Raw genomic sequence first — 25,455 nt, 5'->3', positions numbered from 1 at the left:
AGATATGAATTCGCCTATTCAAACGACCGAAGACATAATTTCAGGAAAAAATACTCTGCCTGGCAAAAAGCCACTGGGTAAATTCCTGGCCTGCAACCCCTTTCCTAATCCCTTAACATTAGGCTTTTTCTATCGAGAAAAAATGCGGGCAATCTACACCATATCTCCCAATATCTCGTTTGAATCTATTCTAGAAGTTGGCGGTGGTCAGGGTGGTCTTACGGCACTCCTATATCCCAATGCCAATATCACCAACTTAGATCTCGACCCTAAATTTGCCCAGGCAGCTTGTAATCAAGCGCCCAACGTCAAATTTGTCTGTGGAGACGCCACTCAGCTGCCTTTTGCAGATGAATCTTTTGATGCGGTCACCATGTTTGATGTGCTAGAGCATATTCCTAACGATGGTGAAGCCATTGCAGAAGCATTTCGAGTTTTGAAACCAGGCGGGTATCTATTGGTTAGCACTCCCGATCAGTCAACCTGGCGCTTTCCCTACTATAGTATCTTCAAACCTATCTGCCCATTAGAAGCAGAGGTAATGGCTGAATGGGGACATGTTCGTAGAGGCTATACCTTGGAAAACCTGAAAATGTTAATGCCAGTGCCTTGCCAACAGTATGCCACGTTTATCAATGCTATTACTGTAATCAATCACGATATTGCCTTCTCAAAACTTCCTTTTACCCTTCGCTTCGTCCTTTTACTTGCCATTAGTCCCATTACTTGGATAGCTTATTGGCTGCATCGCCCCACAAAATCGGGCACTGAAACAGCCTCCTGCTGGCAAAAATGAGGGTTTGATTCATCAGTTTTTGAGCAATAGATATCGAATCATAGAGTGAAACCAAACCTATTCCTTGTTCTTCTATATGGCTCTAAAAAGTATTACTAATACCAAAGTCTTACTTATGGCTATTCTTGCAGTAGCTGCAGTTTTGCGGTTAATCCATATTAGCCAGCCATTCACAGATTATGCTAGCTGGAGAGAAGCAAGTACTGCCATGATGGCAGATAACTACTTCCGACGAAATTGGAATATTTTCTTCCCAGAAGTAAGTTGGAATGGTCCTGGAGAAAGCTATCAGGGCCGAGAGTTCCAGACTATTACCTATATTTCGGCCTTGCTATATATCTTCTTGGGCCAACATGATTGGGTTGGACGAGGCGTTGCAGTAGTTTTTGGCCTATGGGGAATATTTGCACTTTATCAACTAGTGCGTCAAGTTTGGGATGAAGAACATGCAATTGCTGCTGCTGCTATGATGGCACTGCTTCCAGGCAGTATTTTTGTTGATCGCTCCTTCCTTCCTGATCCAGCCATGGTTTCTTTAGTAGTGACCAGTTTTTGGATTCTAGTCACTTATCTAAATACTGAGAAATGGAAATATTTATTATTGGCCAGCATTATTGCTGCTTGGGGATTTTTAACTAAGATAACGGGCCTGATTGTTGGCATTCCTATGCTACATGCCATTTGGGTCATATCACGCCAAAAACAAGAGCAGATGCTTCTACCGAAGCGAGTTACTGCTATCATCTGTGCTTCTATTGCTATCCTGATTTCAGTAATTTCTTATTACCTTTGGGCTCGATACTTGGCCCAAACCTATCCTCCATACCATTTTGCTGGTAGTCACAACTGGCTTTGGGACTCGGGATTAAAAAGTTGGCTAGAGCAAAAATACTTTTTGAACAGCCTATACTGGAATTATGATCGCTATATTTGGACAAAGCCTTTAGCAATCTTGGTCATACTGGGATTTGTGCTAAAACCTCCACAGAGACAGCCAAACTCTCACCCTAGAGATACTAAAAATACTACAGTTCCACTGCCATGGATATTCCATTGGTGGGCGTTAGCTGGCTTAATCTACTATCTAGTTGGAGCAAAAGAGTTAGTCATAAATTCATGGAATTTCCATATTCTTAATCCTGCTGCTGCTGCTTTCGCCGGCCACGCTTTATTAAAGATTACCTCCTGGGCTCGACGCTTTGGTCAATTTCCTGCCATGTTGGCAGTTATTACTACAATAATGCTGGTAATAGGTGGAGTCGGGCACAAGCAGTTGCAAAAAATGTACTTCCCGCCAGAACCGCACTGGAACGCGACAGAAGGCTATCTTATGGGAATGGCTCTTCGAAAAATTAGTCAACCTGACGATTTAGTCGTAACTGTTCCCAACGATATTGGTGAACCTGTCGCTATCTATTATAGCCTTCGAAGAGGTTGGGTATTCCCTCCCCCTTGGCCAGGTATTAATTGGACAAAAATGTCGGAAGATGAAGATGCAGTTAACCAATTTGAGGAGCTGCGGCAATTAGGAGCAGATTGGTTTGGTATTGTTAATGAACATAGGGAATGGCTTTGGCAAAACAATCCTAAATTTATGAAGCATATTGAAAATACATGCGAAATTTATCAATCCAGCTCCGATTGGATAATTTATAGAATTCTTTAAAGCAACTAATTGAAGCAATCAATCTAGTTCTAAGAGCTAAAAGCGCTATACCTTTTCTTCTACAAATCATGAAATTCAATTATCTTGTAGAGACTTAATTGATGGTCTTTAGACACAGCTAATCCATCTCTCAAAACCTTTTTTAATGAACTGAAAGGTTGGCTGTCATTGAGTCATACTGGAGCTTTTAAGCCAAAAGATCAGATCTGCCGATGCTTTGGGATCACTACAATACATCCACCCCTAAAACCGATCTGACCACAATTTATTGAGGGGTATGCCACTCTGACGCCAGATCGGCCACAAGGGAATGATAACTGGCTGTAGCAAGACTAGTTTGTCGGAGTAAATCCTATATTTGACGTTGGCAAATTTCACTTGGCTTGAAATACACCATAACGATTTATTCTGTCCACTGTTCAAAGACAAACAATGAGGAATTTAAACATCTAAAAACTGGAGAAAGCTAGAGGACGAGGATAGACAAGAAATATTCCATGATGTAAATAGGCAAAAATTATGATCTGTACAGAAACCTTTGTCTATATTCATGAGCCCAAAACAGGAGGTACGTTTATATCGACTGTTCTGGATAAAATTCATCAACTCAAGATTAGTCAGTATGGTTTTCCAGGAAAAATAATTCCCTTACAGTTTTGCAAATCTAAGTATGGGAAATTTAAACACTACAGCAAGACGCTTAAGCATGTGACATGCACCTGTATTCCTAAAAATCATAAACATAAAATCATTTTAGCTTCTATTCGAAATCCGCTTGATTTATATGTTTCTGAGTATCATTTTGGCTGGTGGAAAAACAAAAGATATTGGAGCTGCTATCAAGAATTACCAGGATTTAACCCCCTGAAAGATTACTTTCCAGAAATTTCATTTGAAGAGTACGTACGTTTATTTAACCCATGCAAGCAATCTATAAAAACTTTAAGCGAAAAAGAGGTTAGATTTGGTATCGGCCCTTTCACAAAGCGTTTTGCAAGCTACTACTGCCAAGATCCTGAAATCCTCTTAAATAAATTAAATCAAAGCTATACTACTGGCATACATTACCAGGATGTAGTTACTGATATTCAAAGGAACCTATTCGATATTCGATTTATTACTACAGACAACCTAAATTGTCAGTTATATAACTTTTTAATTAATCAGGGCTATGAAAAAGCTGATATCGAATTTATCCTTGACTTAGACAAGATAAGGCCTAAAAAATCAAAGCAGCGTAAAGAGGCATGGCAAGACTATTATAATCCAGACTTGAAGAGTTTTGTGCTCGAGCAAGAAGCGGTTTTGTTTGACCTTTTTCCTCAATTTAGTGGCTGGTGATTTAATTTGAATTAATTAAACATCTCTATGTAGATTTTTAACGCTCAAAGGTTTGTTGACATGGTTTCTCCTAAGCATAAAAAACCTGCTTCTACAATTGCCATTTTTCCCTGGGGAAATGTCATCGAAGATTTCCTTCAGAGCATTGACCTCACCCTAGATAAGTTTTGCGATGAAATGACTGGCGGGTGGCTTTTTGGCTACGTTGAAGCTCTTAAAAAAGTTGGCATTTCATCAGTTTTAATATGCGTTTCAGCTAATTTAGTTCAACCTGTTCGTCGTATACATGTGCCAACGGGTGCAATCATCTGGTTATTGCCAGCACCGAAGAGTTATTTGTCAATTCACCAGAATATGATTAACCCCTATGGGCATAACGTCAATGCTACCTTTGGGGAAGTGCATAAGCTGAATTATTTTGGGTTAAGCATATTGAGGGAAATAGCTCCTTATCTTTCCACACCGCTTAGAGAAATCGCAAAAGTTCTGAAAGACGAAGATTGTCAAGCTATTCTATGCCAAGAGTATGAGTATGCTCGGTTTGACACCTGTGTGCTACTGGGTAAGTTTTTGCGTCTTCCGGTTTATGCATCTTTTCAAGGGGGAGATTTTCAGCTAACTAAACTAGAAAATCTATGGCGTCGTTGGTTAATTCATGCCTGTGACGGATTGATTGTGGCCACGCACAGCGAAATTAGCCGTCTGCAAAGACAATATGATTTGCCCCAAACGAAAACTACGCAAATATTTAATCCGCTAGATTTTAGTCTATGGCAAGAAAACCAGATCGGCGTGGCAGAGCGCTGCGCCCAAGTGCGTAGTCAGCTCAATCTTCCATTAGATGCCGTGGTGGTCGTCTACCACGGGCGGATGGAACTACACCGAAAGGGGCTGGATATCTTGCTAGAGGCTTGGGCACAGCTTTCTAACCAATATCCAAACCAGAACTGGTGGCTGCTGCTAGTGGGTACAGGTAGCGATGCGGCTGAGTTGAGCGATCGCATTGCCGCTCTACCCAAGCAAACCGTGTGCTGGGTCAACGAATACATTCTCGATCGCAGGTTGTTGCAGCAGTATCTCTCGGCCTCTGATCTCTATGTCTTACCGTCGCGCCACGAGGGCTTTCCCGTCGCGCCCTTAGAAGCGATGGCCTGTGGTTTGCCGGTCGTCGCCACTGAGGTTCCGGGCATACCGGATATCTTAAAGGACCATGAAAACTCAGGCGGCATCCGTGTACCCCGGGAAGACCCTACCCAGCTAGCCCTGGCCCTAGAGCGCCTATTGAACGATGCCGACCTGCGCCACCGTTTGGGTGAAAATGCCAGACAACGGGTAGAACACCATTTTTCGCTGGTTTCGGTAGGGCAGCAGCTTAAAAATCTGATGTTTCCCCATTGCTGATCGGGTCGAGGCGACAAGAAACAGCGGCAGGTACCGATAATCAGCCTGATACCACATCCGAATCCCATACCCCGATTCCCAAAAGGTCAAACTGTAGGGGCGCAGGGCTTGCGCCCGGTTAAATCGGGGGTAGCCAAGTAAGGTTTGATGTTAGAAGCCTTTTAGAGTGGCCTCATCCACCTGGCGCAGCAAAATCACGGTGATATCAGTCTGCTGGGCAATTTCTAGGGGCACATTACCTTTGATCACCTGGCTGAGTAGATTCTCTCGGGAAGCGCCGAGCAGAATGGCGTCGCTGCGGCAGATGGCGGCTAGATCGACGATCGCTTGGGACACCGAGGGGTGAGTCAGCACCTGGGTATAGACCGGGTGCTGCAAACTAGCTTCTAACCCATCGGCCATTTCTGAAATGTGCTGGGGAGTGAGACACTCGCCCTTTTCGGGGTGGCAGATGGTGCAGAGCTGAATTTCGGGGGAGTGCCCCAGGGTGAGCAGGCCGGGCAGCAGTGCCTGGGCGCTCTGGGCGTTGGGGCCGCCCGCCGTGGGGATCAGCCAGTGGTTAAAGGTGAGATTGCGGCCAGGGCGCACCACGACCACTTGGCAGGGGGCCTGGCGAATTAAGGTGTCGACGACGCCGCTGATCACACGACCAGGGGTGAGGCTAGGGTGATGCCAGCCCATCAGCACCAGGTCGATGTGGCGCTCTTTGATCACTTCGAGCAGGGTACGGCCAATTTCGTGGGCAGCTCGCACCTGAAAATGTACTGACAGGCCGCTGTTTTCGGCGTAGGAGAGGGCGAGCTGGCGCAGGGGTTCTACCCTCTGTAAATCGACTTTGGCCTCGGCGGGGGCAACACTACGAGAAACCGGTACTACGTGGACGCACTCTAGCTCGTAATGCAGTCCGTGGGCGATCGCCGCCGCTATTTTGATCAAATCGGGGGCGGTGCGGGGGTCGGCCAGGGGCACCAGCAACCTGCCCCGCCCTGTAGCTGGCCCGCGCTGCTGAAACACCACGTAGGAGGGTTCGGCCTGGGGGCCAAGCTCAGCCAGCTCACCGCTGACCTGGTCAGACTCGGCCCGAATAATATCGGCTCGGGTGATGATGCCCACCAGCTTGTTGCCCTCGGTGACGGGCAGACGACTGAGCTTGAGGCGGTTGAGCAGGTGCAAAACCCGAGGTAACGTGGCTTGGGGAGTGACGGTGACCGGGTGGGGAGTCATCACCTCCGCCAGGGTGAGATAGTTGTCTAGCCCCTGGGCGGTCGCCTCGCCCAGGTCGCTCTGGGTGACAATGCCCACCAAGCGGCCACCTTCGAGCACCGGAAAGCCTCGGTGGTGCGATCGCGAAAAGGCCTGAGCCACTTCGGGCAAGCTCATCTGGCTAGAAAGGGTTTCGACTCGGCGCTGCATCAGGTCGGCGGCCTTGAGGTTGGCCCAGGGGTTGTTGGCCTGGGCCACCGGTTCGAGGTGAATGCCCTGGAGGGCCAGCAGCCGGTTGTAGATAGAGCCGTTGTTAGCGCGATCGGCGACCAGGTAGGCAATGCCCGAGCCAATCATCAGGGGCAGCACCAGGTTAAAGTTGGCGGTCATCTCAAACACGATGACGATGGCGGTGATCGGCACCCCAGTCACCGCACTAAAAAATGCGCCCATGCCCGTCAGGGCGTAGGTGGTGGTAGTCGCCAATTCTGCCGGTAGCGGCCAAGCCCCAAACCCGGTGTAGACGCCCTGGGCCAAAAAACTCACCAGACAGCCCAGCGCTGCCCCCAACACCAGCGAAGGGGCAAAGATGCCCCCAGCAGCCCCCGAGCCGTAGGCCAGCAAGGTGAGCAAAAACTTGACTACGAAGGCGATCGCAATAAGCTGCCAGCCCGCCGAGCCAGTGACCAAAAATTCTTGCAGGCCGGTGTTATCAATGGCGGCTACCGGCACAAAGACCCCCACCAGCCCAGTAATCAACCCCGCCAGGCCAATGCGCCCCGGCAGCCCCAGCCCCTTAAACTGCCGAAAAAAGGCCAAACTGCCAAAAATGCCGCTGCGAAACAGCGATCCCAGCAGCCCCGCCAGCAGCCCCAAAATAATCAAAAACGGCAGATCCTGCACCGACAGGCTAATCGGTCGCGCATCCATAACCAGATTGAGCCCCTGCCCCCCCAGCAGCCGCGACACCACCGCCCCAATAAATGAGGCCAAAATGGCGCTGCCCAGAGTCAAGTCCGAAAAATCTTGGAGCAGCTCTTCAACTACAAACAGCACCCCGGCAATGGGCGCGTTAAATCCCGCCGCCAGACCCGCCGCCGCCCCGGCTGAGATTAACTGCCGTCGATACTCTGGTGAGGTGGGTACCCAGCGGCTGAGCTGTGCCGCCAGCGCCGCTCCAATCTGCACCGTTGGCCCCTGTCGCCCCAGGGAAAGCCCCGACCCCAGCGCCAGTAGGGTGCTGCCCAGCTTCACTAGGGCCACTCGCAGGTTCAACGGAATTTTGGCAAAGCCCAGGGCCGCCTTCACCTGGGGAATGCCGCTGCCCGAGGCTTCGGGAGCCAGCCGCTCGACTAGCCACCCTGAGAGCCACCCACCCCCTAGCCCAATGGCGGGCAAAGCAAACCACAACGGCAACGTGCTAGAGGTACGCCACAGGGTGAGCAGCTCTACCCCCTGCTTCAGCAGCACCGCCGCTAACCCCGACACCAGCCCAATGACACACGCCTCGACAATAGCCACCCGTTTGCGGCTCAGCAACGGTTCCAGGCGCTTCTGCAACATCACAATGGTGGCAGTCTTATAGGGCAACAAAAATCAGCAGCAGCCGGGGAAAGCGCTGGGTATGCGTTAGCCTTCTAAGCCGCCCCAAACTAACCCCAAACTAACCCAAAGTGTAGCCCGTAATTAAAACGCTAGGGATGTAGTTCGCAATCGGGAAAGCGGCCCAGCCCGTTGGCTTCCACAATGGCGTTTCGGCACCTCAGGGGCGATTTGCCAGTCATCTCCGATAACCGCTGAAGGCTGATGGCGGGCGTACCGCCGCGAGGGGCCTTCATGTACAGTCTGTAGGCGACTTCCAGCACCTGGTCATCCAACAGCAGGGGCTTAACTGTGGCACTAATTACATCTAACATGGCGGCAGGAGAACTCGATATATCCGTATGTTCACGGATGTTGCCGCCTGGGCTGTCTACCTAGAGAGAGGTTTGCCGGGTATAGATTGGCCAGGCAACGCCGCGACCCGACTGCCTTTCACTCAAATCGCTGCTCTAGGGCCTGCCAAGCCAACAACTCATACCCCCCGGCCCGATAGACCAGTAGCCCCACCGGGCCACCGATCGCAGGATTGGTCAGGGCCACCACGGTCTGCGGCCCAAACAGATCGTTGTACAGTACTCGGTTGTCTTGGCCCAAAATAATTGTCTTAGGCGCAGTGGGCTCGACCTGCAATCGCCAGTTTTTGAGCTGGGTTAGGGCCGCCTCGTCCCAGGTGAGCACGCGCTCGGGTTGACCGTCGCCGGTCAGGTCAAGGCTGTGCTGGGGCACATTGGCCAGGGCTGCAGCAAAGTCTGGCGGTGGCGGCTGGTTGCCAAAGAGAGCACGGGCGATCGCCGTGCCCAAGGCCCCGACCTCGGGCTGCTGTCGCTGGCTGGCATCGAGCCACATCAGCGCTCCCTGGGAAAAGACCAGCGGCGGCAGCGGCCCCTCCCGCATGGCCGGGCCAGTAGCCAGTAGGGTGGGGGTGCCCTGGGTCAGCGTTAGCCCCCGCACGGTCAACGGCCCTGGCAATCCTGTGGTGGGGCCAGTCCAATGCAGCAGTTGGGGAGAGGCCTGGGCCGCTGGCTGCACCGCTGGCCACGCCGCCGCTGGGGTTGTCCCGGTGGGCAGGGTCAAGGAGCCTGACTGCCAGCCTAACCCCTGGCGCACCGCCCGCAGATTGATGGCATACCACTGACCCAGGGAGGCATCCAACGATTGCCCCGGAGCGGCATAACCCTCGACCGGTGCCGCAATCGGCTGGGCCTGACCGATCAGCGCCTCTACCGAGGGCAGTGCCACTACCGGCAGACTCGACGGCTCAGCGGCGGCTGTAACCTGGGTGCGGCTGGCATTGTTTGCCCTGGCCACGGGCTGGGTCTGGGCCGTAGCTAGAGCTGCGATCACCTTTGCCAGGCGCTGTTGGGCCGCTGCAGGTACCGGCTGCCGGGCTAACCAGTCCTGGGTGGCTCCATCGCGGTTGGCCGGCTGGTTTTGCTGGGCTTTGAGCACCAGGCCACCCCATACATAGACTGCCGGGTCGGGGTCGGGCAACGCGGCAGCGGCGCTAATCCGGTTCCACAGTCGGCCCCGGTCAGTCCCGAGGCGGTTGAGCACCGCAGGCACCAAGTCCGGGTGCGCCTCTAGCCGAGCCAGCGCCGGTTCCCAGCGCCCGTCAATTACCAAAGCCAGAATGTGTTGCGCCGGGGTAGACCAGTCTTGGTCGGCCTGCTGTCGGGTGATAGCGGCGTGACGCTCCATCAGCCTAAGCTGGGCCTCTGCCTCTGGGTTCCAGGCTTGGCCCAAAGCAGGTTTAAGCTCGCTGAGGTGAGCCTGGGCCTGGCTCCACAGCCCGGCTCGGGCCAAGCGTAGGGCCTGCTGGTAGCTGCCGGCTTTTCCCCCTGCATCCACCGGCAGTCGTAGCCACGATACCGACTGCAAGCGCGGCGGTGTGCTGGCGATCGCCTGCAATCCGCGCAGGGCTGGCTCTAGCCCCACGGTTTCGTCCACCAGCAAGTCTGTGGGGCCATCGCCATCGAGGTCGGCCCACTCGGGCAGGCGATTGGTGGGGCTGCTCCAGGGGGTGAGCAGGGTGAGTTGCTGGGCCTGGTGAGCCACATGGAGCAGATGGCCGTAGCGCAGGGTTAACCCCTGCTGTTGCCAGGTGCCCTCTAGGGTAAGCCAGGTGTCGGTCGTCGTCTGGTCTGGCGGCTTGGGCAGCACCACCAGCCGGGTAAAAGCAAAGGTGGGCGGGGCAGCGGTTGGGGACTGGGGATTGTTGAGCCAGGGGGCCAGCACTGTCTCTCGCTCCAGGGGAGCAATGGTCGCGGTGGCGATCGCCCGCCACTCCCCGTCACTCCCGTCAGTCTGAAATAAGACCAACGAGGCGATCGCCCCTGTACTCGCCTCCAGCACCGGCACAATCATCAAGCCAGGCTCAGTATCGCCAACGTTGCCCAGGCGCAGGGGGTCACCCAGACGCTGGTTAGCGGCCTCCGCCTGGTGGCGCAGGTCCTCTAGAGTAGCGGCGGGGGGCAGATCGACCTGGGGCGATCGCTGCCAGGCCAGCACCCGAGGCGCTGCCTCAGGATCGAGCATGAGCTGCAACCCCAGGCGAAAGCTAGCGACCAGCAGCACCAGCGCCCCGCCCAGACTCGCGATCGCCAGCAGCAGCCATAGCCAGCGCCAAGACCGCCGCGATCGCCCCCCTACCCATATTTGAACTAAACCAGGAGCGCTGGGGGTGGGGGCCTTAGGGCGAAGCGAAGAACGAAGAGACATGGGCAACGGCACCGCGCCAAGTTTACCTGCAACTCTATCCTAGGATGCGAACTTGCGATCCCCGCCTCGCGGCTCATCTGCCGATCGTTTTTTGGCTCTAATACCGAATCTTGGTTGATTGCCCCCGATTCAGCAGGGCACATGCCATGCGCCCCTAGGGGTTGACCGTTTGGGATTCGGGGTTTTGCAAGTTTGTCGTCGGATTTGGGATTATCCCAAATCCTATTTGCCTACCCCTGATTTGTAGGGGCATTGCAGTGTGTCACGCGCTGTAAGGTTGTGCCCCTATAGGCGACACAAGGTTATGCCCCTACGAGATACCGGTTTCGAATCGGGGTTTTGTGGGTCGGGTTTGGTATAAGACTTGATCATAGAGGCGTTCAGCGACCTGAAAGTGGCCTGGCTTCTCTAGGGCAGACGTTGTGTCGTGGTTGGCAGCGGGAAAGCTGGAATGGTGAATTCGGCGATCCGGTCAGGCCCCATTACCAACCCTGCTGATGTTTATCTTTAAGCAATTAGCCTCTAGCAAAATTCGGACGCGAATTTTCGTCGGTTACCTCTGTGGAGCCCTGACGCTGACCGCCGTGGGCACAGTCATGTATTACGCCGTCGGGCAAATTCGCCACCGGTTGGTTGCGGTGAGTGCGTCCCAACAGCAGCTCTCCCGCGCCCAGCAAATCGTCTGGCTAGACGAAGTGCTCACCCAGTCAATGCGCAACTACGTGTTTACCCAAGACAGCCGCTGGCAAGACCGCTACAACCGTGTAGAACCCCAGCTCGATGCCCTGCTTACTGCCGCCCAGGCCAACGCCACCAATACCGAAATGCAGTCGTTGTTTGCCCAGCAAGACACAATCAATAGGCAGCTAGTGCAGCTAGAGACCGCCGCCTTCGACCTGGTCACCGCCGGGCAGTCGGCCCAAGCGGTGGCTCTGCTCGACGGCCCAGAGTACCAGCGATTGAAAGAGGCCTATACCGACACCATCGAGGGTCTCCTCAACAACTCGCAAAACGGCCTAGCCGCCTTTGAACGTGACTTAGAAGGTACGCTTACCTTTTCTTCCCGGCTGGCGCTCTACATTTTGTGGGGCAGCATTTTGGTTGGCGTCGTGGTCGTTGGCCTCGCCTACTATTTGGCAGACCGCATTACCCAACCCATTCTGGTCACCGCTGCGATCGCCCAGCGAGTCGCCGACGGCGATCTTCAGGTTCCCATTCCAGCCGGTGGCGAAGATGAAATTGGCCGCATGCTCAGCGCACTTCAGACGATGACCACCCGCCTCTCCACCATCATCCAAGCTGAGCAGGCGGCCACTAAGCGCATGCTAGACATTTCGGCTCACCTCAACGAGGCCGCCCAGGGGCTTTCTCTCGGCAATGCCAAGCAGGCCGCTGGGGTGGCGCAGACCACCGTAGCGATTGAGCAAATGAAGGCCATTATCAATGGTCACGTAGACCAGGCTAAGTACACCTATACGTCGGCCATTCAATCGGCCACCATGGTCGATGAAGGCCAGCAGGCCGTCACCGAAACTGTACAGGCCATTCGAGACATTATCGCCAAAATCAGCGTGATTGAAGACATCGCTGAGCAAACCCACCTGCTCGCCCTCAATGCCACCATGGAGGCCGCCCGCGCCGGTGAACACGGCAAAGGCTTTGCCGTCGTGGCCAAAGAAGTGCGTAAGCTCGCCGAGCACAGCCGCCTGGCCGCCGAAGCAATCACCACCCTGGCCGATCGCAGTATGGTGGTGAGCAACCGTACCGGCGACCTGTTTAAGCAAATTGTGCCTAGCATTCAGCAAACCTCGGGGCTCATGGCTAAAATCACCCGCTCCAGTCTGGAACAAAACCACGGCATTGCTCAAATCAACGAGGCTATGGTGCATCTAGACGAAGTCACCCAGCACAATGCCGCCGCCGCTGAGCAGCTAGCCACCTCTAGCCACACCATGGCCGTCCAAGCCGCCCAACTACAGCAGACCATGGCCTACTTCAACCTTGAAGACTAAGAGTGGTTTTAAATAGGAGTGGTTTTGAGGTCGATCAGACCAGTGCGAAAGGGATTGGAGAGAGGATAAAGCGGTCAGGCTGTTCCCAAGCCATCGCCTCCCCACAATTGTTGCTGACGATTGAGACCATTGCCGCCCTAAAATTAGGGTTTACCCTTTCGCCTCCTCCTCTGCAATGCCCACCGACTATCTCGAACGCATTCTCACCGCCCGAGTTTATGACGTAGCACAAGAAACCCCCCTAGAGGAGGCCTCCAGCCTGTCGGCGCGGCTGCACAACCGGCTGCTGCTGAAGCGAGAAGACATGCAGTCGGTGTTTTCTTTTAAGCTGCGGGGGGCTTATAACAAAATGGCTCACCTGTCTCAAGAGCAACTGGCCCAGGGGGTAGTGGCCTCGTCAGCGGGCAACCACGCCCAGGGGGTAGCGCTGGGGGCCAAGCACCTGGGCACCCGCGCCATCATTGTCATGCCTACCACCACTCCGGCGGTCAAGGTCAACGCGGTCAGGGCGCGGGGGGGTGAGGTGGTGCTCTACGGCGAAACCTACGATGACGCCTACGCCCATGCCCGCCAGCTAGCCGCAGAAAAAGGCATGGCCTTTGTGCACCCCTTCGACGACCCCGATGTGATCGCAGGCCAGGGCACCATTGGCATGGAAATGCTGCGCCAGCATCCCCGGCCCATCCACGCGATCTTTGTAGCGATCGGTGGCGGCGGCCTGATTTCGGGGATCGCGGCCTATGTCAAGCGGCTGCGGCCCGAGATCAAGATTATCGGTGTAGAGCCCATTGAGGCCGATGCCATGTCTCAGTCGCTGAAAGCTGGGGAGCGGGTGCGGCTCAGCCAGGTGGGGCTATTTGCCGACGGTGTAGCCGTGCGCCAGGTCGGGGAAGAAACCTTTCGCCTCTGCCAGCAGTATGTAGACGACATTATTTTGGTGGGCACTGACGATATTTGCGCCGCGATCAAAGATGTGTTTGAAGATACGCGATCGATCTTAGAACCCGCCGGAGCGCTGGCGATCGCCGGAGCCAAAGCCTACGTTGAGCGCGAGGGCATCACCGACCAAACCCTGGTGGCTGTGGCCTGCGGAGCCAATATGAACTTCGATCGCCTGCGGTTTGTGGCCGAGCGCGCCGCCATTGGCGAGCACCGGGAGGCCATCTTTGCCGTCACCATCCCCGAAACGCCGGGCAGCCTCAAAGCCTTCTGCGAATGCCTCGGCACCCGCAACCTGACCGAGTTCAACTACCGCATCGCCGACAACCACGAAGCCCACATTTTCGTCGGCCTAGAGGTGCAGGGCCGGGCCGATGCCCAAAAAATGGCCCAACTGTTTGAATCGGAAGGGCTCAAGACTCTAGATTTAACCGATGATGAACTCTCAAAAATGCACCTGCGCCATATGGTCGGCGGCAAGTCGCCCCTGGCCCATAACGAACTGCTCTACCGGTTTGAGTTTCCTGAGCGCCCCGGTGCGCTGATGAAGTTTGTCAACGCCATGAGCCCCGACTGGAATATCAGCCTGTTTCACTACCGCAACAACGGCTCCGACTATGGCCGCATTGTTACCGGCATTCAGGTGCCGCCCCAGGAAATGGCCCAGTGGCAGGCGTTTTTAGATGGCCTCGGCTACCAGTACTGGGACGAAAACCAAAACCCCGCCTACAAGCTGTTTTTGGGTTAGTATCCGGCGATGCAAGGCAGCCAACTGTTCCTGATAGCAAATCCGAATGGCATAACCCCGATGCCCAAAAGGCCCAATCGTAGGGGCGCATGGCATGCGCCCTGCTAAACCGGGGGGTAACCAAACAGGATTCAGTGTGATAGTGCAAACATCTATTGGGTGAGGAGTACTGCCCCCATCAACTCTATAGAAATCGCTCCTGGCAGAGCTGGCGGAAGTGCTCGCCCCGCTGCTCGAAGTTAGGGTACTGATCGAAGCTGGCGCAAGCGGGGGAGAGCAGCACCACGGCAGCTCCCAGGGCGGGGGCGAGTTCGGCCCCCCGCTCTACCGCTCGATCCATCGTTTCGACGATTTCATAGGTGCTATACCCAGCGGTATCTAACCGCTGGGCAAACTGGGGGGCGGCGTCGCCAATCAGCAGCACGGTGGCAGCCTGGGCTTGAATGCGCTCTACCCAGGCGGTGTCGTCGCCTTCTTTGGCTTCGCCGCCTGCGATCAATACTGTCGGGGCGGCCACCGATCGCAGCCCCACCTCAGCAGCGTCATAGTTAGTGGCCTTCGAGTCATTGATAAAGTCGATGCCCTGCCAGGTGCAGATATGCTCTAGCCGGTGGGGCACCCCCGGAAACGATTCAACACCAGCGGCGATCGCCTCACCATCCAATTCTGCTAAACAAGCCGCCGTTACGGCCAGCAGCAGGTTTTGCCGGTTATGGTCGCCCACCATCCGCAGGGCATCGGCCCGGACGATGTCAATGCCCTCAAACTTGATCCAGTCGCCTTCGATGTAGGCGCAGGGGCGCAGGGGTGCGATCGCCCCTCGGCCTGCGGCGCTGGTCCAGTGGGCCGAGACAAAATCTGGGCTCAGGTGCTGCCGTAGGTAGGGGTCGTCGCCATTAAACACCGTTAGTTCTGAACGATGCATCAGGGCAGCCTTGATCTGAGCGTAGTTTTGAACGGTGCCGTGCCGTTGGAGGTGGTCGGGGGTGAGAGTGGTCCACAGACCAATTTTGGGAGCCAGGGTTGGCGAGGCCTCAATCTGGTAGCTGCTGAGCTCGGCGATCACCCAGTCGGGCACGGTGGGTTCTAGGGCCAGTTCACAGGCGGCATAGCCAATATTGCCGCAGGCGGGGGCATTCAGCCCTGCCGCCTGAAAAATAGCGGCGGTGAGGGCCGTAGTGGTGGTTTTGCCGTTGGTGCCGGTAATGCCCACCCAGGGGCGGTCTTGTAAAAAGCGCCAGGCCAGCTCTGTCTCGCCAATTACCTCCAGGCCATTGTCGCGGGCGGCGGCCAGCGGCGGGCTATCCCAAGGAACCCCGGGGCTGACCACTAGGAGGTTTGTCCGGCTGTCGGGCACGAAACTGTAGTCGAGCAATACGGTGATGTCGTCTTGGCGCAGAGACTCTTGCTGGGCTACGAGGGCCGGGCTAGAGCCGCGATCGCTCAGCACCACCGACCAGCCTTCGCGACGCAGCAGACGGGCTGCCGCTACTCCAGATTTACCTAAACCGATAACGTGGGCATTTTTCATGGCATTGCTACCCCTTCACGATCGCCCCAAAGTCGCCCAGCACCAGGGCGTGGTTACGCAGTAGGCCCAGCAGGTTGAGCCGGTTTTGCCGTACCGCCGGGTCTTCGGCCATCACCAGCACGCTGTCGGGGCCATCAAAGAAACCACTGACTACCGGCGCAACCTGCTCCAGACCCGCCACCAGCTGATCGTAGTTGCGGCTGGCCTGAGCGGCCTGGGTCTGGGGCAGTAGAGTCTGGAGGGCGGCAAAAAACGCCAGCTCTGCCTTGGCCTCTAGGGCGGCAGGGTCGATCACCCCCTCAGGGTCGAGCACCTGGGTCTCTAGGGTGCCCTGGGCGGCCAGCCGGGTGGCCCGGTTTACGGTTTCGTAGACTTTCTCCATGCGGCCACTGCGACGCATCGCTTGCAAAAACAGGGCGCGGTCTTTGACGTCTAAGGGGTCGGCCAGAGCCCGCTCGCCAATCACCGCGTTGACCAAGTCGTAGTCAATGCCCAGCTCATCTTGCAGGAGGGTTTGCACCCGCTGCAAAAAGAAGTCGTAGAGCTGATTGCGTAGGCTATCCGGCGCGTCCACGGTTAGAGCCGGGTCTTGGGCAAAGTCTTGGACGACGGTATCGAGCAGGCGAGCCAGGTTGAGGGGCAGCGCCGCCGCCCAGATAATATTCAGCACGGCATTGGCGGCGCGTCTGAGAGCAAAGGGGTCAGAGGAGCCGGTTGGCAGCTGCCCGGTGCTAAAAATGCCCACCAGGGTGTCGAGGCGATCGGCAATGCCCACCACCTGGCCCACCAGGGTTTGGGGCAGGCTATCCTGCGCGCCCTTGGGGAGATAGTGCTCGGCCAGGGCGGTCGCCACAGCCTCAGGCTCGCCGCTGTGGAGGGCGTACTTTTGGCCCATGATCCCTTGCAGCTCAGGAAACTCGCCCACCATCTGCGTCACCAGGTCAGCTTTGCAGAGGTAGGCGGCCCGGCGAATGTGCTGGCGGGGCTGGGCGGCCAGATTGAGCTGATCGCAGAGGTGGTCGGCGATCGCCCCAATCCGCTGCACCTTCGCCGTCATCGACCCCAACCGTTCCTCAAAGGTAACGGTTTCGAGCTTAGCGACAAAGGCATCTAAGGGCTGGGCGCGATCGGCATCGTAGAAAAATTTGCCATCGGACAACCGCGCCCGAATTACCCGGGCGTTACCCTCGGCAATAATGGCGTCTTTGCTGGGGTCGCCGTTAGAAATAGTGATAAACATCGGCATCAGCGCTAGCCCGTCGGCACTCTGCTTCAGCGGAAAATAGCGCTGGTGGCTTTCCATTTCAATGATGGCGACCTCGGGCGGCAGCTCCAGAAATTCTGGGTCAAACTTGCCGACGACGGCGTTGGGCCATTCCACCAGGTTGGTAACCTCATCGAGCAGAGAAGCCGAAATCATCGGCACCCCCCCTAGCTGTTTGGCCGTCTCTTCTACCTGACGCTGAATCAGCAGACGACGGGCCGTAGGGTCGATCTCAACGTAGGCCTGGCGCAGGGCTTCTACGTAGTCTTGGGCACGGCGCAGGGTAACCGGGGCAGGATGCAGCACCCGATGGCCCTGGGAGATGCGATCGCTGACGCACACCAGCGACCCGTTCTCGATGGTCAGGGGCAGCACCTCGCCATCCATCAGCGTCACCAGCCAGCGAATCGGTCGCGGAAAGCGCAGGTCGCCATCGCCCCAGCGCATAAACCGCTTGCCCTCCAGGCCCCCAATCCATTGGGGAATTAGCTCGGTCAAAATATCGGTGGCGGCCCGCCCCGGAATCGTTTGGGTGACAAAGACAAAGGAACCCTTGTCGGTGTCGCGCACCTCTAGGGCAGATACGTCTACGCCCCTAGATTTGGCAAACCCCTGGGCAGCTTTAGTGGGCTGACCATCTTTGAAGGCCGCCTGGGCCGGGGGGCCTTTGACGTCTTCAGTGCGGTCAATCTGGCGCAGGGGCAGGCCGTCAAGCATCACCGCCAGGCGGCGAGGGGTACCGTAGAATCGCACTGCCTCAGGGGCCAAAGCCAGCTCAGCTAACTCCGCCGGAATGCGGGCCTGCCACTGGTGAAGGGCATCGCTTACAAAACTGGCGGGCAGTTCTTCGGTGCCAACTTCCAGCAAAAATGTCGCCATAGAAAGAGATATGAGTTAACCGTGCGAAAACCCCTAGGGGCCGTTCTTTTGACTGCCGCATGGAGGCGATCGATTGCGTACCCACAGGATACCGAACTCCGCCGCCCAAATTTGGCCTTATCAGTCTATCAAGCTTTTTGCCCAGGGCCGACGTATTGGTAGGTGGTCAAATAGCCGTGGCCCTTGACCATCACCTGGCCCACCTCAGCAAAGGCGTAGCGGTGTTTGAGACACTGGTACGTGGCCTCGGTGATCTGAATTTTGCCCGGCACCCCCTGGGACTCCATACGGCTGGCGATGTTGACCGCATCGCCCCAGAGGTCGTAGCTAAATTTTTTAATGCCGATTACCCCGGCCACCACCGGCCCGGTGTTGATACCAATGCGCAACTGAAACTCTTGGCTGTCGCTACGGGTGATGTGGGCAGCGGTCTGCTGCATGGCCAGGGCCATCTCCATAACGCTTTCAGCATGGTCGGGACGAGGTAAAGGCAGCCCCCCCACCACCATGTAGGCGTCGCCAATGGTTTTAATTTTTTCGAGCTGATGCTGCTCGGCCAGGCGGTCAAAGGCTGAGAAAATTTGGTTGAGCCAGTCTACCAGCTCCAGCGGGCTAGTCTGGGCCGCCAGCGGACTAAAGTTGACAATGTCGGCAAATAAGATGGTGACATTGTCAAAGCGCTCGGCCAGCGATCCCTCCAGTCGCTTGAGCTTATCAACCACCGCCTGGGGCAAAATATTCAGCAGCAGTTGTTCAGATTTTTGCTGCTCTAGGCGCAGGGCCTGCTGGGCCTGTTCGCGCTCCTGCATTTCTTGCTGGAGCTGCTGGTTTTGGGCCTGTAAAAGCTGGGCTTGGCGGCGCAGGGCCTTTTGTAGATCGGCCAGCAAATTGGTGGCGCTGCCCGCTGATACCGCTCGCTGGGCCTGCTGTCGCAGATGGTGTTGCAGGCGATGGCTGCCCACGTGGGCTTTGATGCGGGCAGCAGCCTCTTCGACCCAGAGCGATTGATCAATATAGTCGACTACGCCAAACTCAAAGGCCCGCAGTCGCCGGGCCAGGGACTGATCGCAGCCCACGGCTACCACCGCTATCTGGCGCGTCAAAGGACGCTTTTTCAGCCGGTGACACAACCGCATGGCCGCTGTGTCAAACTGATCAATAGCCAGCAAAATTAGGTCGGGGCGGACGGTTTCGGCGGCGGCGATGATCTCGTCTTCGCCGCTGGCCTGGTGCACCTCGTAGCCTACCGATCGCAGCAAATCTAGCAACTCCACCAATGGCCCTAGGGGGCTGTCGGTCACCGGTGCCACTAAAATGACGCCTAGATCTGGCGAAGCGTTGGTCATGAAGCCCTGGAGCAAGTAGTGATGGCCCCCGTTATCGTAAGCGCTGGCTCGGAGGCTTAGAACAGCCGCTAATAGACACCCTAGGATGGGAGCAAAGCCCTTGGCCTAGGTCAACCTGGGCTTGCTCAATCGTCTTCCCTGCCCGGTAAGACGCTCAATGACGTCTTAACCTAAGGCAGTGTGCCTCAGTTATAGCGCTCTCTGGGCAATTCATGGTTGAATCGAGAAAAACCGGGCCGATCGCGCTAGACGAGCGAAATTTTAGAGCGGCAGGCGGCACGGGGAGCAGGGCTTTAGTGTATGGCAACCTGTAAAAACCCGTTTCTGGCCCTCAAGGCGCGGCTTGTGATGCTGGTCTTTTTTACGATCTCTATGGGCTTGGCGCTGGTGTTCGGCACCCTGGGGGCGCTAGAGCTGATGCCGCTTCAGGGAGATGACCCGATTTTGGCCCCAATTCTCTACAGCCTGATTTTTTCGGGGCTGTGCGCGTCGATTTTAATGGTCGCCCGGCGATCGCCCCTGAATTTGGCCGCGCTGCTGGGGCCATGGCCCCGTCACCTGGCCTGGGTTCAGCTGTTGTGGCTGGTCGCAGGGTTATTTTTATTTTCCCTGGGCACGTTTCATGTGTCTTATCTGGGGCTGTCGCTGGTGGCCCCAGGCTGGGTCGAAAACACATTGCAACAGTCAATCGGGCTATCGGCCAATGGGGCTACGGCCCCCGGCCTCTACAATGCCCTGATGCTGTTTTCGGTAGTGGTGGTGGCCCCGATCACCGAAGAGTTTATCTTTCGCGGCATTTTGCTGCACCGCTGGGGAGTGAAGTGGGGCATTCGCCCGGCGATTGTACTGACATCAGTGCTGTTTGGGGTACTGCACTCTAACCTGATTGGGCTGTTTGTGTTTGGGGTGGTGATGTCACTGCTGTACCTGAGCACGCGATCGCTGCTGGTGCCTATGGCGGCCCACGCCATCAACAATGCGATCGCCTCGGCCATAGACCTGCTGTCGAGCCAGCCCACCTCTACCACCATCGATACCCTGGGTGAATTTCGCGCCAGCTGGTGGCTGGGAGTGCTTTGCCTACTGGTTTCGGCCCCCTGGGTGCTGCGCTATGTGGCCTATCACTGGCCCGACCGCCGAGCCCCATTGCCCTACTTTGTCAATCTGGGCTGTCGCCCGTCGCTTGAGTAATACCACCGAACCTGCCTACGGGCAGCGGCAAGAAAGTCTGACAGGTTACGTAATTCCATCGAAGTCGTCAGCCTCCAGACCAACGACAATGAATTCAATTCTGAAGAACGCATGCAGGCCTGGCCCTGACGGCTCACTTGGGGGCATTTGAACCTTAGGACTAGTCTGCTTGAAAAGCGTTTTTACAGGTAAATGTGTCTGACTCCAGGGGGCTTTCAGGGGTCAGACATTTTTATTTTTGGGGCTGCTGCCTTGAATCATGACGTTGGGTAGGGGCAGACGACGGTTTATCCTTACGGGAAACGTTGCAGTTTTGATTGATCTAGCTATAGCCAATCCGGTTAAGACATTTTCCCTAAGAACGTTCGAACGTTCAAACGTTCTTAGGGTTCTAGAGGTCCTAACTCAGGTGACTATGGCTATCCTGTATCCAGCAACGCCTCATGCTTAAATCTCAGGGGTCAGGGATTGAAGTCGGATCGCAACTGCCCTCACCCTCGCCACCTAACCCTCAGTCTTTCGTCATCCCAGCGATCGCATCGCGGCAATCTCTTCTAAAGTGGGCTATGGTAACCCTCGCCCACCGCTCTGGAGCCAGCCTTGCCTAAGTCAACCCACGTCCAGCCGCCGCTGGGGTTTATTCCGCCGCGCTACAAGTCTTGGGTGGTGCAGGGGTGCTACATTGTGCTGCCGTTGATGCTGCGGCTGCGGCTGCGGCCCTGGCTGCCGGCGGGCATTTGGCCGGTCACCTGCCCCAACCCCGAGGTGCTGGCCGAGGGCTTTCGCCAGTTTCAAGCGGGCAAAATTCGGTTGATGATGGCCTTTCGCCACAGCCAGGTCGATGACCCCCTCTGTCTGTCGTACCTGTTTTCACGGCTGGTGCCTCGGGCGGCCCGCCAGCGGGGCTTTAGCCTCCAGCGCCCCCTGCACAGCTTTTTTATGTATGACCGGGGCATGCCCCTGTGGGCCGGACGGTGGCTGGGCTGGTTCTTTGCGGCGATCGGCGGCATTCCGGTGCACCGGGGCCGCAGGCTCGATCTCAAAGCCCTCAAGGCGGTGCGCGAGCAAATGATGCATGCCCCACTGCCGGTGACCATTGCCCCCGAGGGGGCCACCAACGGCCACGGCGAAATTATTAGCGACCTAGAGCCGGGGACGGCCCAGCTGGCCTTTTGGGCCGTAGAAGATTTGCAGAAAGCGGGCCGCCCTGAGCAGGTGCTGCTGCTGCCTGTGGGTCTACAGTACTTCTACCCCCGCCCCAACTGGGCGGCCCTCAACCGGCTGATGGCTCAGCTAGAGGCCGACTGCGGCCTGCCCGTGCAGTCTTTTAGCGACCCGGCAGCGATGGAGACCGCCGCCTACTATCCCCGGCTGTTGGCCCTGGGGCAGCACCTGCTCACCCGTATGGAGCAGTTCTATCAGCGGTTCTACGGCTTCACGCCCGCTGCCGGTAGCCCCGAGGAGCCAGCCACCCTGGCCCAGCGGCTCGGCCCTGTGCTTGACCACTCGCTCAAGGTAGGAGAAGAGTTTTTTGGGGTGCCCAGCACCGGCACCCTGGTCACCCGCTGCCGTCGCCTTGAAGAGGCGGGCTGGAGCTACATCCACCGCGAAGACATTGCTGATCTACAACAGCTCTCGCCGGTTGACCGGGGCATGGCCAACTGGATGGCGGAGGCCGCCACCCTGCACATGCGCCACATGCGGCTGGCCGAGAGCTTTGTCGCAGTCACAGGTCACTACGTCAAAGACAATCCTAGCTTTGAGCGCTTTGCCGAAACCACCCTAATTCTGTTTGACCTGGTGGAGCGGTTGAAGGGCACTCGGGTACCGAAGCGACCGCAGTTGGGCATTCGGCAGGCGGTAATTAGCTTGGGGGAGCCGATCAACATCAGCGATCGCTGGCCCGACTATGCTCAATCACGGCGATCGGCGAAGGCCGCAGTGGAGACCCTAACCGCTGAGATTCAAACCGCGCTAGAGGGGCTGATCGCTCGTAGCGATCAGCCCCTCTAGCGCGGGATGTCCTGACGGTTGACCTAGACTGCCTTTAACGTCACCTGGGTAACCTAATCAACGCTGTACTTGGTCAGATCTCCCGGCGAGATCGTCTCGAGCACGGTTTCGGGGGTGAAGTAGCCCAGCGCCTGAATGATCCGGGCAATGCAGCCCGTCCAGCCGGTCTGGTGGCTGGCCCCAATGCCCGAACCATCGTCGCCGTGGAAGTATTCGTAGAACAGAATTAGATCCTGCCAGTGGGGGTCACTCTGAAACTTCTCGGCCCCACCGTAGACCGGGCGACGACCGTTTTCATCTTTGGTAAAGATGCTGACCAGGCGTTCACTGATACCCTGGGTAATTTCAAACAGCGTCATCTGCTGGCCTGAGCCGGTGGGATACTCCATCGTAAAGTTGTCGCCGTAGTAGCTGTAGAGCTGCAACAGCGCCCGAATCAGCAGCAGGTTGACGGGCATCCAGATCGGGCCGCGCCAGTTAGAGTTGCCGCCAAACATGCCCGAGGTCGAGTCGCCGGGCACGTAGCCGACTTTGTACTCAACCCCCTCGTGGTAGAAGACGTAGGGATTGTCTTGGTGATAGCGGGATAGGGAGCGAATGCCGTAGTCGCTGAGGAACTCGCCCTCGTCAAGCATGCGGCTGAGCACCTGGCGCAGCTTGGTCTCATTGAGAATGGACAGCATCAGGCGATCGCGCACGCCGTACTGGTTGGGCAAATGCACGTTGCCGCACAGCTCAGGGTGGCGCTGAATGAACTTAGTGGCCCGCTCCTTGAACCGAGGCAGCTGTTCAAAGGCCTCGCGGGGAAAGACGGCCACAGCCATCAGCGAGAGCAGCCCGACGAGCGATCGCACCTTCAGCCGGGTCGAGTTGCCGTCGGGTAACCGCAGCACATCGTAGAAAAAGCCGTCTTCTTCATCCCACAGCTCGTCCTGGTGAATGCCAATCCGGTCCATCGCCCCGGCAATCCACATGGTGTGCTCAAAGAACTTGATCGCCAGATCTTCGTAGAGGGGGTCGTGTAGGGCCAGCTCTACGGCAATTTGGAACATCCGCTGGCTAAAGAACACCATCCAGGCGGTGCCGTCGGCCTGCTCTAGCCTGCCCCCGGTGGGCAGCGGCGAACTGCGGTCAAACACGCCGATGTTGTCAAGGCCCAAAAAGCCGCCTTCGAACAGGTTGTTGCCGCCCTCGTCTTTGCGGTTGACCCACCAGGTGAAGTTAATCAGCAGCTTCGAGAAGGCGTATTTGAGAAACTCCAGGTCGCCCTGGCCGTTGTTGCGCTCGCGATCGCGCACGTAGATTTCCCAGGTGGCAAAGGCATGGACCGGCGGGTTGACATCGCCAAAGTTCCACTCGTAGGCCGGAATCTGGCCGTTGGGGTGCAGGTAGTCTTCGCGCAGCATCAGCATCAGCTGCGATTTGGCAAAGTCGGGGTCAATCAGGCTGATGGGAATAACGTGAAAGGCCAGATCCCAGGCCGCATACCAGGGGTATTCCCACTTGTCGGGCATCGACACGATGTCGTCGTTCATCATGTGGAACCACTCGCTGTTGCGTACGTGGCTCTTATCGATGGTCGGCGTCCAGGGGGTGACGCCCCGCTCCCGCAGCCAGAGGTCGAGATCGTAGTAGAAGTACTGCTTGGTCCACATCATGCCCGCCAAGGCCTGGCGCATGATATTGGCGCGATCGCCGTCGGCCATCACCGCCGGGGGTATCACCGTGGCATAAAACTCATCGGCCTCGCGCAGTCGGGCCGCAAACTGGTCGTCAAAGTAAGCCCCAAAGGGGTCGCCCACCTGATCGGGACTGTTCTTGCTCAGGCGCAGCTTCACCACCACCGTTTCGCCTGCCCCCACGGTGAGCTGGTAGTGGGGCGAGACTTTGGTGCCCACTCCATCGGGGTTGACCCAATCGGGTTTGCCGTCTACCACATAGTTGTTGATGCCGTCTTTGACGTAGGGGCTGGGGTTGGGGGTGCCAAACACCCGCTCGGCGTTGGTTTCGTTTTCGGTAAACAGCAGCGGCACCCCGGCATCGCAGTAGAAGTAGTAGTCGGTCATGAGCGGGGTCAGCACTGGATTAGTGATGCTGGCCTGCACCGCCCCATGGCCCAGGGCTTTGAGCACGGGCTTTTCGCCGGTTTCTCGCCACGACCAGGTGTTGCGAAACCACAGGGTGGGCAGCAGGTGCAGCGGCGCTGCCTCTGGCCCCCGGTTGGCAACGCTGATTTGAATCAGCACGTCTTCGGCGTCGGCCTTGGCGTACTCCACAAACACGTCAAAGTAGCGATCGTCGTCAAAAATGCCTGTATCCAGCAGTTCGTACTCCAGCTCGTAGCGGTTGCGCTGGGCGTTGGTCTCGACTAGATCCTGGTAGGGAAACTCGGCCTGGGGATACTTATACAAGTACTTCATGTAGGAGTGGGTGGGAGTACTATCCAGGTAGAAGTAGTACTCCTTCACGTCTTCGCCGTGGTTGCCCTGGCTGTTGGTGAGGCCAAACAGCCGCTCTTTGAGAATTGGGTCGTTACCGTTCCACAGAGCGATCGCAAAGCACAGCAGGTTATGGTCGTCGGTAATGCCGCCGAGGCCGTCTTCACCCCAGCGGTAGGCCCGCGATCGCGCCTGGTCGTGGGGGAAATAATCCCAAGCGTTGCCGTCGCTGCTGTAGTCTTCGCGCACAGTGCCCCACTGGCGCTCACTCAGGTAGGGTCCCCATTTTTGCCAGGGGGCAAGTTTAGATCGGGTCTCTGCTAGGCGGTTGACTTCTGCGCTCACGGTGCTGTCCTGCTGGCGAAAG

At 56.6% G+C, this 25,455-nt stretch carries 15 protein-coding genes; 8 read left to right on the top strand and 7 right to left on the bottom strand.

The annotated features are described in order from the left end of the window. Positions 1–4: 4 nt before the first annotated feature. The 4 genes from RRF56_RS23870 (at position 5) to RRF56_RS23855 (ending at position 5,204) form a co-directional block, all read left to right on the top strand. Complete coding sequence (locus tag RRF56_RS23870) at positions 5–796, top strand: class I SAM-dependent methyltransferase (RefSeq protein ID WP_317035650.1); 792 nt, start codon at positions 5–7, stop codon at positions 794–796. A gap of 115 nt (positions 797–911) precedes the next feature. After that, positions 912–2,462 carry an ArnT family glycosyltransferase gene (locus tag RRF56_RS23865; RefSeq protein ID WP_317035649.1) on the top strand — a complete coding sequence of 517 codons (1,551 nt, stop codon included), beginning with the start codon at positions 912–914 and terminating at the stop codon, positions 2,460–2,462. Between the two features lie 519 nt (positions 2,463–2,981). After that, positions 2,982–3,803 carry a hypothetical protein gene (locus RRF56_RS23860; RefSeq protein ID WP_317035648.1) on the top strand — a complete coding sequence of 274 codons (822 nt, stop codon included), beginning with the start codon at positions 2,982–2,984 and terminating at the stop codon, positions 3,801–3,803. 60 nt (positions 3,804–3,863) lie between these two features. Continuing rightward, a complete protein-coding gene (locus RRF56_RS23855) occupies positions 3,864–5,204 on the top strand; it encodes a glycosyltransferase family 4 protein (protein ID WP_317035647.1) in 1,341 nt (446 codons plus the stop codon). 150 nt (positions 5,205–5,354) lie between these two features. Here RRF56_RS23855 and RRF56_RS23850 read toward each other — a convergent pair whose 3' ends face one another. The 3 genes from RRF56_RS23850 to RRF56_RS23840 form a co-directional block, all read right to left on the bottom strand. Beyond that, positions 5,355–7,970 (bottom strand): chloride channel protein, encoded by a 2,616-nt coding sequence (locus RRF56_RS23850; RefSeq protein ID WP_410510681.1) that lies wholly within the window; start codon positions 7,968–7,970, stop codon positions 5,355–5,357. Between the two features lie 131 nt (positions 7,971–8,101). Beyond that, on the bottom strand, positions 8,102–8,323 hold the full coding sequence (locus RRF56_RS23845) for a hypothetical protein (RefSeq protein WP_317035645.1): 222 nt from the start codon (positions 8,321–8,323) through the stop codon (positions 8,102–8,104). Between the two features lie 118 nt (positions 8,324–8,441). Next, positions 8,442–10,727, bottom strand: a complete 2,286-nt coding sequence (locus RRF56_RS23840) for a hypothetical protein (protein ID WP_317035644.1) — start codon at positions 10,725–10,727, stop codon at positions 8,442–8,444. Between the two features lie 497 nt (positions 10,728–11,224). Here RRF56_RS23840 and RRF56_RS23835 point away from each other — a divergent pair, with 497 nt between their 5' ends. Then, on the top strand, positions 11,225–12,739 hold the full coding sequence (locus tag RRF56_RS23835) for a methyl-accepting chemotaxis protein (RefSeq protein ID WP_317035643.1): 1,515 nt from the start codon (positions 11,225–11,227) through the stop codon (positions 12,737–12,739). 175 nt (positions 12,740–12,914) lie between these two features. Further along, on the top strand, positions 12,915–14,426 hold the full coding sequence (ilvA, locus tag RRF56_RS23830) for a threonine ammonia-lyase, biosynthetic (protein WP_317035642.1): 1,512 nt from the start codon (positions 12,915–12,917) through the stop codon (positions 14,424–14,426). Positions 14,427–14,610: 184 nt separating this feature from the next. On the opposite strand, the gene murD is transcribed toward ilvA, so the two are convergent. The 3 genes from murD to RRF56_RS23815 all read right to left on the bottom strand — a co-directional run bounded on the left by murD (position 14,611) and on the right by RRF56_RS23815 (position 19,446). Next, a complete protein-coding gene (gene murD / locus RRF56_RS23825) occupies positions 14,611–15,957 on the bottom strand; it encodes a UDP-N-acetylmuramoyl-L-alanine--D-glutamate ligase (protein ID WP_317035641.1) in 1,347 nt (448 codons plus the stop codon). A 7-nt stretch (positions 15,958–15,964) separates the two neighbouring features. Next, positions 15,965–18,100 (bottom strand): glycine--tRNA ligase subunit beta, encoded by a 2,136-nt coding sequence (glyS, locus tag RRF56_RS23820; RefSeq protein WP_317035640.1) that lies wholly within the window; start codon positions 18,098–18,100, stop codon positions 15,965–15,967. Positions 18,101–18,228: 128 nt separating this feature from the next. Then, on the bottom strand, positions 18,229–19,446 hold the full coding sequence (locus RRF56_RS23815) for an adenylate/guanylate cyclase domain-containing protein (RefSeq protein WP_317035639.1): 1,218 nt from the start codon (positions 19,444–19,446) through the stop codon (positions 18,229–18,231). 300 nt (positions 19,447–19,746) lie between these two features. Here RRF56_RS23815 and RRF56_RS23810 point away from each other — a divergent pair, with 300 nt between their 5' ends. Together RRF56_RS23810 and RRF56_RS23805 are read left to right on the top strand one after the other, a co-directional pair. Further along, positions 19,747–20,637, top strand: coding sequence for a type II CAAX endopeptidase family protein (locus tag RRF56_RS23810; protein ID WP_317035638.1), 891 nt, complete (start codon positions 19,747–19,749; stop codon positions 20,635–20,637). A 600-nt stretch (positions 20,638–21,237) separates the two neighbouring features. After that, complete coding sequence (locus RRF56_RS23805; RefSeq protein ID WP_317035637.1) at positions 21,238–22,650, top strand: 1-acyl-sn-glycerol-3-phosphate acyltransferase; 1,413 nt, start codon at positions 21,238–21,240, stop codon at positions 22,648–22,650. A 53-nt stretch (positions 22,651–22,703) separates the two neighbouring features. On the opposite strand, the gene RRF56_RS23800 is transcribed toward RRF56_RS23805, so the two are convergent. Beyond that, a complete protein-coding gene (locus RRF56_RS23800; RefSeq protein ID WP_317035636.1) occupies positions 22,704–25,433 on the bottom strand; it encodes an MGH1-like glycoside hydrolase domain-containing protein in 2,730 nt (909 codons plus the stop codon). Positions 25,434–25,455 lie beyond the last annotated feature (22 nt).

It is taken from the genome of Nodosilinea sp. E11, from assembly GCF_032813545.1.
Lineage (GTDB): Bacteria > Cyanobacteriota > Cyanobacteriia > Phormidesmidales > Phormidesmidaceae > Nodosilinea.
Note: the sequence above shows the minus strand (reverse complement) of the source record. Positions and strands in the feature narration are given on the sequence as shown.